Annotated in this window: 12 protein-coding genes; all 12 read left to right on the top strand. The window is 47.5% G+C overall.

What is annotated here, in order from left to right; genetic code table 11:
* Nucleotides 1–512 precede the first annotated feature (512 nt).
* Complete coding sequence (locus ABLA85_RS06135; RefSeq protein ID WP_047682314.1) at nt 513–971, top strand: NADH-quinone oxidoreductase subunit A; 459 nt, start codon at nt 513–515, stop codon at nt 969–971.
* 15 nt (nt 972–986) lie between these two features.
* A complete protein-coding gene (locus tag ABLA85_RS06140; protein WP_047682317.1) occupies nt 987–1,661 on the top strand; it encodes an NADH-quinone oxidoreductase subunit B family protein in 675 nt (224 codons plus the stop codon).
* 91 nt (nt 1,662–1,752) lie between these two features.
* Nucleotides 1,753–3,552: an NADH-quinone oxidoreductase subunit C/D gene (nuoC, locus tag ABLA85_RS06145; protein WP_367962266.1), complete on the top strand. Its 1,800-nt coding sequence runs from the start codon at nt 1,753–1,755 to the stop codon at nt 3,550–3,552.
* A gap of 2 nt (nt 3,553–3,554) precedes the next feature.
* Nucleotides 3,555–4,100, top strand: a complete 546-nt coding sequence (gene nuoE / locus ABLA85_RS06150; RefSeq protein ID WP_367962268.1) for an NADH-quinone oxidoreductase subunit NuoE — start codon at nt 3,555–3,557, stop codon at nt 4,098–4,100.
* Entirely contained in the window at nt 4,097–5,461 is a 1,365-nt protein-coding gene (gene nuoF, locus ABLA85_RS06155; protein WP_367962270.1) for an NADH-quinone oxidoreductase subunit NuoF, read from the top strand. The genes nuoE and nuoF overlap by 4 nt, the downstream gene beginning before the upstream one ends.
* 108 nt (nt 5,462–5,569) lie before the next feature.
* Nucleotides 5,570–8,293 (top strand): NADH-quinone oxidoreductase subunit NuoG, encoded by a 2,724-nt coding sequence (gene nuoG, locus ABLA85_RS06160; RefSeq protein WP_367962272.1) that lies wholly within the window; start codon nt 5,570–5,572, stop codon nt 8,291–8,293.
* On the top strand, nt 8,293–9,270 hold the full coding sequence (nuoH, locus tag ABLA85_RS06165; protein WP_367962274.1) for an NADH-quinone oxidoreductase subunit NuoH: 978 nt from the start codon (nt 8,293–8,295) through the stop codon (nt 9,268–9,270). The genes nuoG and nuoH overlap by 1 nt, the downstream gene beginning before the upstream one ends.
* 15 nt (nt 9,271–9,285) lie before the next feature.
* Complete coding sequence (nuoI, locus tag ABLA85_RS06170) at nt 9,286–9,828, top strand: NADH-quinone oxidoreductase subunit NuoI (RefSeq protein WP_047682329.1); 543 nt, start codon at nt 9,286–9,288, stop codon at nt 9,826–9,828.
* Between the two features lie 12 nt (nt 9,829–9,840).
* Nucleotides 9,841–10,365: an NADH-quinone oxidoreductase subunit J gene (nuoJ, locus tag ABLA85_RS06175; protein ID WP_187650439.1), complete on the top strand. Its 525-nt coding sequence runs from the start codon at nt 9,841–9,843 to the stop codon at nt 10,363–10,365.
* Nucleotides 10,366–10,367: 2 nt separating this feature from the next.
* Nucleotides 10,368–10,670: an NADH-quinone oxidoreductase subunit NuoK gene (nuoK, locus tag ABLA85_RS06180; RefSeq protein ID WP_038268170.1), complete on the top strand. Its 303-nt coding sequence runs from the start codon at nt 10,368–10,370 to the stop codon at nt 10,668–10,670.
* The gene (gene nuoL / locus ABLA85_RS06185; RefSeq protein ID WP_367962277.1) at nt 10,667–12,532 is read left to right on the top strand and encodes an NADH-quinone oxidoreductase subunit L; all 1,866 of its coding nucleotides are present in this window, start codon (nt 10,667–10,669) and stop codon (nt 12,530–12,532) included. Before nuoK ends, nuoL begins: the two co-directional genes overlap by 4 nt.
* Before the next feature lie 19 nt (nt 12,533–12,551).
* Complete coding sequence (gene nuoM / locus ABLA85_RS06190) at nt 12,552–14,072, top strand: NADH-quinone oxidoreductase subunit M (RefSeq protein WP_367962279.1); 1,521 nt, start codon at nt 12,552–12,554, stop codon at nt 14,070–14,072.
* Nucleotides 14,073–14,075: the final 3 nt, after the last annotated feature.

A 14,075-nucleotide genomic window follows, 5' to 3' on the forward strand; every position in this document is an offset into this window, starting at 1 on the left:
ATTGATAATATAAATCTATTTTCAGAAATAGTTGTGTTATTGAACTTCAATCGTTTCTTTTTGAAACAATTTATTAAGAGTTGAATAAAATGCGTTCCGTTGTTTAATGTTTTTCAATGAAACTGTGCACTTGATCATAAAAATATCCCAACCGATACAGTGGAAAGACAGGTTTTTCCTGAGATAATAGTGTAGTAAAGTCGAGTTATCGGTTAAACTAGTTATAATGTGTTGATATTTTTTTGTTCTACTGACACGTTTTAGCGGTATGCAAGCACAATCTGTTAATCAAAGGTTTGTGCTTTGTAAATAAATAAGCAGGCACTTTTGTCATGACAGATAAAAGTGTTGAGAGGAATAAAAACCAAGACGATCCATGCCATCAAAAAAATTGATTAGCACTGTTTCAGATTTGGTTGTTATCCCTTCCCATGAATCGATGTGGTGCAATACTGCCGGTAAGGTAAAAAGAGCAGACCCTTGACACCACTTTTGATGAGTAAGCAACGAGTATGTCTACATCTACTGGAGTTTTGGCCCACCACTGGGCGTTTGCGATTTTCCTGATAGGTGCTCTTGGTTTGTGTGCACTCATGTTACTGGGTGCGTACTTTCTTGGGGGCAGAGCGAAAGCCAGAGCAAAACATATACCTTATGAATCGGGTATCGATTCTGTCGGCAGTGCCCGTCTCCGTCTGTCGGCAAAGTTTTATCTGGTTGCCATGTTCTTTGTTATCTTCGACGTTGAAGCCCTTTACTTATATGCATGGTCAGTCTCTATCAAAGAGAGTGGCTGGTTAGGCTTTGCCGAAGCAAGCATTTTCATTTTGGTGTTATTGGCAGGCTTGGTTTATCTGGCACGTATCGGGGCATTGAATTGGACACCCGCACGTTCAAGGCGTCAGGTCAGTAAACCTAGTGTTGATGTTCATACCGCTAATGTTAATACCAACAACAGTCACATGCAGTAATAGCGAGGCATAAAGATGGATTATACGCTCACCCGCATAGATCCGAACGGTGAGAATGACCGTTATCCCCTGCAAAAACAGGAGCTTGTCAGCGATCCCCTTGAGCAGCACGTCCACCGTAGTGTCTATATGGGTAAATTAGAACATGCTTTGCATGACATGGTGAATTGGGGAAGGAAGAATTCCTTATGGCCTTATAACTTTGGCCTTTCCTGTTGTTACGTAGAAATGGTGACGTCTTTTACCGCCGTTCATGACGTAGCCCGTTTCGGTGCAGAAGTACTGCGAGCATCTCCCCGTCAGGCTGATTTCATGGTGATATCAGGCACTTGTTTCGTCAAGATGGCCCCTGTGATCCAGCGTTTATATGACCAAATGCTGGAACCGAAGTGGGTCATTTCGATGGGAGCCTGTGCAAACTCAGGTGGTATGTATGATATTTACTCTGTTGTTCAGGGAGTTGATAAGTTTATTCCTGTTGATGTCTACATTCCGGGCTGTCCACCCCGCCCTGAAGCTTATATGCAGGCACTACTGTTATTGCAGGAATCTATTGGCAAAGAACGTCGCCCATTGTCATGGGTTGTTGGTGATCAGGGGGTTTACCGCGCAAATATGCAATCAGAAAGAGAACGGAAGCGTGGTGAACGTATTGCAGTGACAAACCTGCGTACCCCAGATGAAATTTAAGGCTTTTAGCCATTAAGAATAACCAGAGCAATGTCGTAACTCAAAAATGTGTTGCGATCACATTAAACCTGATCAAGCGTTGTGGTGAAGAATGATGACAGATCAGATAGCGCAAGAAAGCGTACGGCCTGCTTGGGAAACAAGGGATCACACGGATGATCCGGTCGTAAGCGAGCTTAATCGCCAATTTGGCCCCGATGCGTTTACCGTCCAACCTACCCGAACCGGTCTACCGGTTGTCTGGGTAAAGCGGGAACAATTGCTGGAAGTAATCACGTTCCTGAAGAAGTTACCCAAACCTTATGTCATGCTGTTTGACTTGCATGGTATTGATGAGCGTCAGCGTTCTCACCGACAAGGCCTGCCAGCGGCGGACTTTTCGGTATTTTATCACTTGATTTCCATTGAGCGTAATCGTGACATCATGCTGAAAGTTGCGCTCAATGAAAAAGATCTGAATATTCCGACCATCACATCAATTTTTCCGAATGCCAATTGGTATGAACGTGAAACGTGGGAAATGTTTGGCATTACATTCAATGGCCATCCTAATTTACGTCGTATCCTGATGCCACCAACTTGGGAAGGCCATCCGTTGCGTAAAGAATATTCTGCGCGTGCCACAGAATTTGATCCTTTCATGTTGACCAAGCAGAAAGAAGATCTGGAAATGGAAGCGCTGACTTTCAAACCAGAAGAGTGGGGGATGAAACGCGGCACTGAAAATGAAGACTTTATGTTTCTTAACCTTGGGCCAAATCACCCCTCGGCTCACGGTGCATTCCGCATTATTCTTCAGCTTGATGGTGAAGAGATTGTTGATTGTGTTCCCGATATTGGTTATCACCACCGCGGTGCGGAAAAAATGGGAGAACGCCAGTCATGGCACAGTTATATCCCTTATACCGACCGGATCGAATATCTGGGAGGATGTGTCAACGAAATGCCTTATGTGCTTGCCGTTGAGAAACTGGCTGGCATTGAGGTGCCTGAACGCGTGAAAGCTATCCGCGTCATGTTGTCTGAACTGTTTCGCATCAATAGCCACTTGCTCTACATCAGTACCTTTATTCAGGACGTTGGGGCAATGACACCCGTGTTCTTCGCCTTTACTGACCGCCAGAAAGTTTACGATGTTGTTGAAGCCATTACTGGTTTTCGTATGCATCCGGCCTGGTTCCGTATCGGTGGTGTTGCCCATGACCTGCCGCGAGGTTGGGATAAACTTCTGCGTGAGTTACTGGACTGGCTACCGAAGCGTTTGAATTCCTATGTCAAAGCGGCATTGAAAAATAGTGTCCTGAAAGGACGTTCTGTCGGAGTGGCAGCTTACAATGCTAAACAGGCACTGGATTGGGGCGTAACAGGCGCAGGTTTGCGCGCAACAGGCATTGGTTTCGATGTACGTAAATGGCGTCCTTATTCCGGTTACGAAAACTTCGATTTTGAAGTACCGACTGGCTATAACGGCGACTGTTATGACCGTGTGATGCTGAAAGTGGAAGAAATCCGTCAGAGTATGCGCATCCTTGAACAGTGTCTCAAGCATATGCCGGAAGGGCCATTCAAGGCTGATCATCCACTGACCACTCCCCCTCCCAGAGAGCGTACCCTGCAACATATCGAAACCATGATTAACCACTTCCTTCAGGTGTCATGGGGGCCCGTCATGCCTGCTAATGAATCATTCCAGATGATCGAAGCGACTAAAGGGATCAACAGTTATTACCTGACCAGTGATGGTAGCACTATGAGTTACCGCACCCGTATCCGCACACCGAGTTTTGCTCATCTACAGCAGATCCCATCGGTGATCCGCGGTAGTCTGGTTTCTGATCTGATCGTTTATCTGGGTAGTATCGATTTTGTTATGTCTGATGTGGATCGCTAACGATGCAAAGTGAATTTAACGCAAACAAGCAAGCACGCCTTGATGTGGTTAACGTAACGGACGCTCAGACATCGAATAAGTTTGTACTGAGTGCCGGAGAACGTGATGCCATTGAGCAGGAAAAACACCACTACGAAGATCCGCGTGCAGCGTCAATTGAGGCACTGAAAATTGTGCAAAAACAGCGTGGTTGGGTACCGGATGGTGCGATCTCAGCCATTGCTGAGGTTTTAGGTATTCCTGCCAGTGATGTGGAAGGTGTGGCGACATTTTACAGCCAGATTTACCGTCAGCCAGTAGGGCGTCACATTATTCGTTATTGTGACAGTGTTGTTTGTCACATCACCGGCTATCAGGGGGTTCAGGCGGCAATAGAAAAACACCTGAACATTCGTCCGGGTCAAACCACTGCAGATGGGCGTTTCACATTATTGCCAACCTGCTGTCTGGGTAACTGTGATAAAGGGCCAACCATGATGATTGATGAAGATACTCACAGTTATGTGAAACCCGAAGAAATTGAAAAATTGCTGGAGCAGTATCAATGACAACGCATTCAGGAGTGAAAGAAATTATCCGCACGGCGGAAACTCATCCCCTGACATGGCGGTTGCGTGATGACCAACAACCTGTCTGGCTGGATGAATACCGTAGCAAGAATGGTTATAAAGGAGCCGAAAGAGCACTGAAAGGTATGGCTCCTGATGAAGTTACCACATTAGTAAAAGATGCCGGTTTGAAGGGGCGCGGTGGCGCAGGTTTCTCTACAGGGTTGAAGTGGAGCCTGATGCCAAAAGATGAAAGCATGAATATCCGCTACCTGTTGTGTAATGCTGACGAAATGGAACCCGGCACGTATAAAGACCGCTTGTTGATGGAGCAACTACCGCACTTGCTGGTGGAAGGAATGCTGATCAGTGCTTTTGCTCTGAAAGCATACCGTGGCTATATTTTCCTGCGTGGTGAATATGTTGAATCTGCGGTTCACCTGCGTAAAGCCATTGAAGAAGCGAAAGCGGTGGGGTTGCTTGGCAAAAATATTCTGGGCAGTGGTTTTGATTTTGAGTTGTTTGTTCATACCGGCGCGGGACGTTATATCTGTGGTGAAGAAACTGCACTGATTAACTCCCTTGAAGGGCGTCGTGCGAACCCTCGTTCTAAACCTCCATTCCCGGCAACCGCGGGTGTCTGGGGCAAACCAACTTGTGTCAATAACGTTGAAACCCTGTGTAACGTTCCGGCTATCCTCGAATATGGTAAAGAGTGGTACATCGGTTTAAGTGAAGGCAAAAGTAAAGATGCCGGCACCAAACTGATGGGGTTCTCTGGCCGGGTCAAAAATCCGGGCCTTTGGGAACTGCCTTTTGGCACTACGGCCCGTGAAATTCTTGAAGATTATGCCGGAGGTATGCGTGATGGGCTGAAATTCAAGGCTTGGCAGCCAGGTGGGGCGGGAACCGATTTCCTGACAGCAGATCACCTTGACTTGCCGATGGATTTCGAAAATATCGCCAAAGCGGGCAGTCGTTTGGGAACGGCTCTTGCAATGGCAGTTGACCATGAAATTAATATGGTTTCCCTGACCCGTAACCTTGAAGAGTTCTTCGCCCGTGAATCCTGTGGCTGGTGTACACCATGCCGTGATGGTCTGCCCTGGAGTGTGAAAATTCTCCGCGCCATTGAAGAGAGGAAAGGGCAGCCTGGTGATATCGAAACTTTAGAACAACTCTGTCGTTTTCTCGGCCCTGGTAAAACTTTCTGTGCTCATGCCCCTGGTGCTGTAGAACCTTTACAGAGTGCGATCAAATACTTCCGCGAAGAATTTGAAGCGGGGATTGTCACCAAAGATTACGGAAATACCAGTCTGATTGCGGGTATTCAGCCGAACCTGCTCAAGCAACGTTGGTAAGGTGGGTTTGCAGGAATAACCTGTAAGAATGGCGCGTAAGAACGGTTTGTTAAAGCAGAATTTTTGATTAACGCCTGCCACGGCAGGCCATTGGGAAGCATGCTGACTATGGCTACGATACATGTAGACGGCAAAGATTATGATGTAAACGGGGCTGATAACCTGTTACAAGCCTGCCTCTCATTGGGGCTTGATATACCTTATTTTTGCTGGCATCCAGCGCTAGGAAGCGTTGGCGCTTGCCGCCAGTGTGCGGTTAAGCAATATCAGAACGCGGAAGATACACGTGGTCGTCTGGTAATGTCTTGTATGACACCGGCTTCAGATGGCACATATATCTCCATTGATGATGAAGAAGCAAAACAGTTCCGCGCAAGTGTCGTGGAATGGTTGATGACTAACCATCCCCATGACTGTCCTGTCTGTGAAGAAGGCGGAAACTGCCATTTGCAGGATATGACCGTGATGACCGGGCACTCGTTCCGTAAGTATCGTTTTACCAAACGCACTCACAGAAATCAGGAACTGGGGCCATTCATTGCTCATGAAATGAACCGTTGTATCGCTTGTTACCGCTGTGTCCGCTACTACAAAGATTATGCGGATGGAACGGATTTGGGCGTTTATGGTGCTCATGACAACGTCTATTTTGGTCGTCCTGAAGATGGCACGCTGGAAAGTGAATTTTCCGGTAATCTGGTTGAAATCTGCCCGACAGGTGTTTTCACTGATAAAACGCACTCAGAGCGTTATAACCGCAAATGGGATATGCAGTTTGCACCGAGCATCTGCCAACAATGCAGTATCGGTTGTAACACCAGTCCGGGGGAGCGTTACGGAGAATTGCGCCGGATCGAGAATCGCTATAATGGTACGGTTAACCACTATTTCATGTGTGACCGCGGTCGCTTTGGTTATGGGTATGTCAACCGTAAAGATCGTCCTCGCCAACCACAACAGCTTCGCGGCGATCAATGGATTTCGCTGAATGCTGAGCAGGTTATGCAGGGTGGGGCGGATATTCTGCGTCAGGCGAAAAATGCTATTGGCATTGGTTCACCACGTGCCAGTATTGAAAGTAATTTTGCGCTGCGTGAATTGGTCGGTGCAGAGAATTTTTACAGTGGCATTTCAGCGGAAGAGCAGTATCGTCTTGATATGATGCTGGAAATTCTGCAACAAGGTGGTGTTTATACGCCGTCTCTGCGTGAAATTGAAGATTATGACGCAGTGTTAGTTCTGGGTGAAGATTTGACCCAAACCGCAGCCCGTATGGCATTGTCAGTTCGCCAGGCAGTCAAGGGCAAAGCGCGTGAGATGGCGGCAGCCCAGAAAGTGGCAGACTGGCAGATTGCGGCTGTAATGAATATCGGCCAACATGCCAAATATCCTCTGTTCTTAACCAGCGTCGATAGTACCCGACTGGATGATGTCGCGGCATGGAATTACCACGCGCCGGTTGATGATCAGGCTCGCTTCGGCTTTGCTGTGGCACATGCCCTGAACAAGATAGCGCCTGCCGTCAATGACTTGCCGGATGAGCTAAAAGTAAAAGTAGAACTCGTTGCTCAAGCCCTGCGTGAAGCGAAAAAACCATTGATTATCAGTGGCAGTAATGTCGGCAGTGATACCCTGATTCAGGCGGCCGCTAATATTGCATGGGCGCTGAAAGATAATGGTGCTAATGTCGGTCTTTCTTATGTTGCAGCATATGCGAATAGTCTTGGTTTGGCGATGATGGAAGCACAATCGCTGGATGTAGCCTTACAGCGCATTGCCAAAGGAGACTCAGATACTGCTATCGTGATGGAAAATGATCTCTACCGTCATGCTCCGGCCGATAAAGTTGATAATGCACTGGATAGCCTGAAAAACCTGATTGTTGTTGATCATCAACGCACTGCCATCATGGATAAGGCACACTTGATCCTGTCAGCTTCCAGTTTTGCTGAAAGTGACGGCACTCTGGTTAATCAGGAAGGTCGTGCTCAGCGTTACTTCCAGGTGTATGAGCCTGCATTCTATGACAAATCTGTTGTCATGCTGGAAAGCTGGCGCTGGATGCACTCTTTGTATACAACCTACACACAACGCCAGACGGACTGGACTCAACTTGACCATGTGATTGAAGCGTGTGTCAAAGAGATGCCGCAATTCAAAGGCATCGTTAATGCAGCACCGGATGCCACATTCCGTATCCGTGGTCAGAAACTGGCCCGTTCACCTCATCGTTACAGCGGTCGTACTGCGATGCTCGCCAATATCAGTGTTCATGAACAGCGTCAGCCACAGGATATCGACACCGCATTTGCTTTCTCAATGGAAGGTAACAACAACCCGTTTGCTGAACGTCAGCACATTCCATTTGCATGGGCACCGGGTTGGAATTCACCACAAGCATGGAACAAATTCCAGGCAGAAGTGGGTGGTAAACTGCGTTTCGGTGATCCTGGAGTACGTTTGATTGAGACAGTCGATGGAGGGTTGAATTACTTTGACAGTATTCCGGCCACTTTTACTGCGCAGAAGAATGAATGGTACATCGCACCTTATTTCCACCTGTTCGGTAGTGAGGAATTGTCGCAGCGTGCAGATGTCATTCAGGAACGTATGCCTGAGCCATATGTGATGATGAATCGTCAGGATGCTGAAAAGCTGAATGTGAAGGAAGGTTCCATGATGGCATTTGATTGTGCAGGGCAGCAATTACGCTTAGCTGTGCGTTTAAGCGGCAATCTTGCTCAGGGGCAGATTGGCCTGCCGTTGGGAATGCCGGGCATTCCCCCCGTTCTGGCAGGTAAATCAGCTAATAACTTACGGGAGGTTGCATAATGAATTGGATTACTCCCGAATTAATTGTGATTTTGATTTCTGTTTTGAAAGCGGTTGTCATTTTGCTGGTTGTGGTTGCCTGTGGTGCGTTTATGAGTTTTGGTGAACGTCGTTTGCTTGGGCTGTTCCAGAATCGCTATGGGCCAAACCGCGTAGGGTGGGGCGGGTCATTACAGCTTGTTGCTGACATGATCAAAATGTTTTTCAAAGAGGACTGGGTGCCACGTTTCTCTGATCGGATGATCTTTACTTTGGCGCCTGTCATCGGGTTTTGTTCCCTGTTACTGGCCTTTGCTATTGTTCCGGTAAGTCCAACGTGGATGGCAGCAGATCTGAACATTGGTATCCTGTTTTTCATGATGATGGCGGGTCTGGCTGTTTACGCCGTGTTATTTGCTGGCTGGTCAAGTAACAACAAATATTCCTTGTTGGGAGCCATGCGTGCGTCAGCACAGACACTGAGTTATGAGGTGTTCATCGGGCTATCCATGATGGGGGTAGTGGCACAGGCTGGCTCTTTCAACATGGTGGACATTGTTAATTCACAGCAACATTTGTGGAATATCATTCCCCAGTTCTTTGGTTTCTTGACCTTTGCCATCGCTGGTGTTGCGGTATGTCACCGTCATCCCTTTGACCAACCGGAAGCAGAGCAAGAGCTGGCCGATGGTTATCATATTGAATATTCCGGCATGAAGTTCGGTATGTTCTTTGTCGGGGAATATATCGGTATTGTGACGGTATCCGCTTTAATCGTCACAATGTTCTTTGGTGGCTGGCATGGGCCTTTCCTGCCTCCATTCGTCTGGTTTGCGTTGAAAACAGCATTCTTCATGATGATGTTCATCCTGATCCGTGCTGCGTTACCGCGTCCGCGTTATGACCAGGTGGTGTCATTTGGCTGGAAAATCTGTCTGCCGTTAACTTTACTCAACCTGCTGGCGACTGCCGCAGTGATTTTATACAACGCTCAATAAAGGGGTGATTGAACCATGACATTAAAAGAGTTATTGGTTGGTTTTGCCACCCAGGTACGCAGTATTTGGATGATAGGGCTTCATGCCTTCCATAAACGCGAAACAAAAATGTATCCGGAAGAACCGGTTTATGTGCCACCCCGTTACCGTGGGCGCATCGTTCTGACGCGTGATCCTGACGGTGAAGAGCGTTGTGTTGCCTGTAACCTGTGTGCAGCAGTGTGTCCAGTGGGGTGTATCTCCCTGCAAAAAGCCGAACATAAAGATGGCCGTTGGTATCCTGAGTTTTTCCGTGTCAATTTCTCGCGTTGTATCTTCTGCGGATTGTGTGAAGAAGCCTGTCCGACTACCGCTATCCAATTGACACCAGATTTTGAGTTGGGTGAATTTAAACGTCAGGATCTGGTGTATGAAAAAGAAGATCTGATGATTTCCGGGCCGGGTAAATACCCTGATTATAACTTTTACCGTAAGACAGGTATGGCGATTGATGGCAAAGATAAAGGTGAAGCCGACAATGAAGCCAAACCTATCGACGTTAAAAGCCTGTTGCCATAAGGAACGATATTCATGGAATTCACATTTTATATCGCAGGGCTGGTTGCCATCCTCGCAACACTCAGGGTAATAACGCATACCAATCCAGTACATGCGTTGCTGTATCTGGTTATCTCCCTGCTGGCACTTTCAGTTGTGTTCTTTTCACTGGGGGCTTACTTTGCTGGTGCATTGGAAATCATCGTTTATGCGGGGGCGATCATGGTGTTGTTCGTCTTTGTCGTGATGATGCTGAATCTTGGTAAATCTGTTGTTGAACAAGAAAGGGGATGGTTGAAACCGAGAGCCTGGATTGGCCCGGCTATTCTTTCAACCATCTTACTGATTGTCTTGATCTTTGCCATTAACAGTCTGCCAGAGGCTGAAATTAGTGGTGAAGTAGTCAGTGCCAAGGAAGTGGGCATCAGCTTGTTTGGGCCTTATGTACTGGCAGTAGAACTGGCATCTTTGCTATTACTGGCTGGGCTTGTGGTGGCGTATCACGTTGGTCGTGAAAGCCGTCAGGGTGAAGTGATCAGCAATCGTGTGGAGGACTAACAATGATACCTTTAGAACATGGTCTGATTCTGGCGGCTATTCTATTTGCATTGGGCTTCACTTGCCTGATTATCCGCCGCAATCTGTTATTTATGTTGATAGGTCTGGAAATCATGATCAATGCTTCAGCGCTGGCATTTGTCGTTGCTGGTAGCTACTGGCTCCAGCCTGATGGTCAGGTGATGTACATTCTGGCCATTACGTTGGCAGCAGCCGAGGCGAGTATCGGTCTGGCACTGTTACTACAGTTGTACCGTCGTCGCCAGAACCTGAATATTGATATAGTCAGTGAGATGCGCGGATGAACTTACTCTATTTAACAATTCTATTGCCACTGTTGGGATTTTTGCTGTTGGCATTCTCCCGTGGCCGCTGGTCTGAAAATCTGTCCGCGTCTATTGGCATTGGTTCTGTTGGGTTGGCAGCACTGGTCACTCTTTGGGTCGGAGTGGACTTTCTCTCCCAGAACAGCATGGCTCACAATGAAACAGGTGGGTTTGTTTACAGCCAGACATTATGGAACTGGATGAGTGCAGATAGTTTCAGTATTCCAGTTAATCTGGTATTGGATGGACTATCATTAACCATGTTGAGTGTCGTAACCGGTGTTGGTTTCCTGATCCACATTTATGCTTCATGGTATATGCGTGGTGAAGAAGGTTACTCTCGTTTCTTCGCCTATACCAACCTGTTTATCGCCAGTATGGTGGTCTTGGTTCTGGCTGATAATATGCTGCTGATGTATCTCGGTTGGGAAGGCGTGGGGTTGTGCAGTTACCTGTTGATCGGTTTTTACTATAAAACACCTGCCAATGGCGCTGCGGCGATGAAAGCCTTTATCGTGACACGAGTAGGTGACGTTTTCCTTGCTATTGGTATGTTTATTCTCTACGACCAGCTTGGTACGTTGAGTTTCCGCGAACTGGCGGTACTGGCACCTCAATATATCGAAGCGGGTTCTACTGCAATCACATGGGCAACCTTGATGATTCTGGGCGGTGCTGTAGGTAAATCGGCTCAATTACCGCTGCAAACATGGTTGGCAGATGCGATGGCAGGTCCAACACCGGTTTCTGCTTTGATCCATGCAGCGACCATGGTTACCGCAGGTGTCTATCTGATTGCTCGCAGCCATGTTCTGTTCTTAATGGCGCCTGATATTTTGCATCTGGTGGGCATTATTGGTGCGGTTACCTTGCTGTTGGCAGGCTTTGCAGCACTGGTTCAGACTGATATCAAACGTGTACTTGCCTATTCCACTATGAGCCAGATTGGTTATATGTTTCTGGCATTGGGCGTACAGGCATGGGATGCGGCTATCTTCCATTTGATGACCCATGCGTTCTTTAAGGCACTGTTGTTCCTTGCCTCTGGCTCGGTGATTCTGGCTTGCCACCATGAGCAGAATATTTTCAAAATGGGAGGATTGAGTAAACGTATTCCATTTGTGTATCTCTGCTTCCTGGTGGGAGGCTCGGCGTTATCTGCTCTGCCTTTGCTGACAGCAGGTTTCTACAGTAAAGATGAAATTCTGTGGGGTGCACTGGCAAATGGTCATATGAATCTGATGCTTGCAGGGCTGATTGGTGCACTAATGACCTCACTGTATACCTTCCGCATGATCTTTATTGTGTTTCATGGAGAAGAAAATACCAAAGCACATTCAGTGAAAGGAATTACTCATACCTTGCCATTGTCAGTGCTGTTAGTGCTGTCCACTTTTGTGGGGGCGCAGATTGTACCACCTTTGGTGGGTGTTCTGCCGTCGGAAAACAGTATTGCAGGACATGATAGCAAAATGACACTAGAAATTGTTTCCGGTGTGGTTGCCGTACTTGGCATTTTGCTGGCCGCAGCCTTGTATCTTGGCAAACGTGGTTTGGTTAATGCGACAGCAAACAGTGCTCCGGGGCGTTTTTTCTCCACATGGTGGTTCCACGCCTGGGGATTTGATGCTCTGTATGACTGGGTATTTGTAAAACCATTCAAAGGTATTACACAACTGTTGCGGAATGATCCTCTGAACTCATTGATGAATATCCCTGCCGTATTGTCACGTTGGGGCAATAAAGGGCTTGGTTTAAGTGAGAACGGACAAATCCGTTGGTACGCTACCTCTATGGGGTTGGGTGCAGTGCTGGTTTTAGCTCTGCTGCTTTTGATTTAATTAAGGGACACATTGCGCCATGCTACTACCTTGGCTAATTCTTCTGCCCTTCATCGGGGGCCTGCTGTGTTGGCAGGCAGAGCGCTTCGGCACCCGTATGCCGCGTTGGATAGCGTTTCTGGCGATGGGGCTGACTCTGCTGCTTTCTCTGTACCTCTGGTTGCAGGGGGGCTATACGCTGACCAACCCACAGGGCATTCCACAATGGCAATCAGAGTTCTTGCTGCCGTGGATACCACGTTTTGGCATTTCCATCCATTTGGCTCTGGATGGCCTGTCACTGTTGATGGTGGTTTTGACTGCACTGTTAGGTTTAATGGCAATCCTCTGTTCGTGGAATGAGAACCAGCCATATCAGGGTTTCTTCCATCTAAACCTATTGTGGATCCTTGGCGGTGTGATGGGCGTATTCCTTGCCATTGACCTGTTCCTGTTCTTCTTCTTTTGGGAAGTGATGCTGGTGCCGATGTACTTCCTGATCGCACTATGGGGTCACAGAGGTTCACAAGGCAAAACCCGTATTACGGCCGCGACGAAATTCTTCATTTATACTCAGGCCAGTGGTCTGGTGATGTTGATTTCGATTCTGGCACTGGCTTTCATCTACCACGATGCAACCGGAGAATGGTCATTCAGCTATGAAAAACTGCTGGATACCCCGATGTCGCATACCGTCCAATATCTGTTGATGTTGGGGTTCTTCATCGCATTTGCCGTGAAAATGCCAGTTGTGCCTTTGCACGGATGGTTACCGGATGCCCATAGTCAGGCACCGACTGCGGGCTCTGTTGACCTCGCGGGGATCTTGCTGAAAACAGCGGCATATGGTCTGCTGCGTTTCAGTCTGCCTTTGTTTCCACAAGCTTCTGCGGAATTTGCCCCAATCGCTATGTGGTTGGGGGTCATCGGCATTTTCTACGGAGCATGGATGGCTTTCAGCCAGACCGATATCAAACGTCTGATTGCTTATACCAGTGTTTCACACATGGGTTTTGTTCTGATCGCTATTTATACCGGGAGCCAATTGGCTTATCAGGGAGCAGTGATCCAGATGATTGCACATGGTTTGTCAGCCGCAGGGCTATTCATCCTGTGTGGTCAGTTGTATGAACGCCTGCATACCCGTGATATGCGTCAGATGGGTGGCCTGTGGGCAAGAATCCAATTGTTGCCAGCGATATCTCTGTTCTTCGCTGTGGCGACATTGGGTATGCCGGGAACCGGTAACTTTGTTGGTGAATTCATGATCCTGTTTGGCAGTTTCAGTAAATTTACTTTAGTTACTACAGTATCCGTGTTTGGTTTAGTTTTTGCTTCTGTGTACGCCTTATACCTGATGCAGAAGGCTTACTACGGAACGCCGAAATCAGATGAACCATTACCACGGATGGATGCGCGAGAAATTTCTATTTTGCTGTTGCTGGTTGTCTTGTTGGTTATTCTTGGTGTTTACCCGCAACCAATCCTTGATACCTCGGCTGCGGCGATGAGCAACATCCAGAATTGGTATTCAGCTTCACTTTTAACTACAGGGCCGTAATTC

The sequence above is a fragment of the Xenorhabdus sp. SGI246 genome, assembly GCF_040838225.1.
GTDB lineage: Bacteria > Pseudomonadota > Gammaproteobacteria > Enterobacterales > Enterobacteriaceae > Xenorhabdus > Xenorhabdus indica.

Bases quoted from the DNA above. Each gene is read 5' to 3' on its own strand.
- nuoH (WP_367962274.1), top strand. From the start codon at position 8,293: ATGAATTGGATTACTCCCGAATTAATTGTGATTTTGATTTCTGTTTTG.
- nuoJ (WP_187650439.1), top strand. From the start codon at position 9,841: ATGGAATTCACATTTTATATCGCAGGGCTGGTTGCCATCCTCGCAACA.
- ABLA85_RS06135 (WP_047682314.1), top strand. From the start codon at position 513: ATGTCTACATCTACTGGAGTTTTGGCCCACCACTGGGCGTTTGCGATT.
- nuoM (WP_367962279.1), top strand. From the start codon at position 12,552: ATGCTACTACCTTGGCTAATTCTTCTGCCCTTCATCGGGGGCCTGCTG.
- nuoI (WP_047682329.1), top strand. From the start codon at position 9,286: ATGACATTAAAAGAGTTATTGGTTGGTTTTGCCACCCAGGTACGCAGT.
- nuoG (WP_367962272.1), top strand. From the start codon at position 5,570: ATGGCTACGATACATGTAGACGGCAAAGATTATGATGTAAACGGGGCT.
- nuoC (WP_367962266.1), top strand. From the start codon at position 1,753: ATGATGACAGATCAGATAGCGCAAGAAAGCGTACGGCCTGCTTGGGAA.
- nuoK (WP_038268170.1), top strand. From the start codon at position 10,368: ATGATACCTTTAGAACATGGTCTGATTCTGGCGGCTATTCTATTTGCA.
- nuoL (WP_367962277.1), top strand. From the start codon at position 10,667: ATGAACTTACTCTATTTAACAATTCTATTGCCACTGTTGGGATTTTTG.
- nuoE (WP_367962268.1), top strand. From the start codon at position 3,555: ATGCAAAGTGAATTTAACGCAAACAAGCAAGCACGCCTTGATGTGGTT.
- nuoF (WP_367962270.1), top strand. From the start codon at position 4,097: ATGACAACGCATTCAGGAGTGAAAGAAATTATCCGCACGGCGGAAACT.
- ABLA85_RS06140 (WP_047682317.1), top strand. From the start codon at position 987: ATGGATTATACGCTCACCCGCATAGATCCGAACGGTGAGAATGACCGT.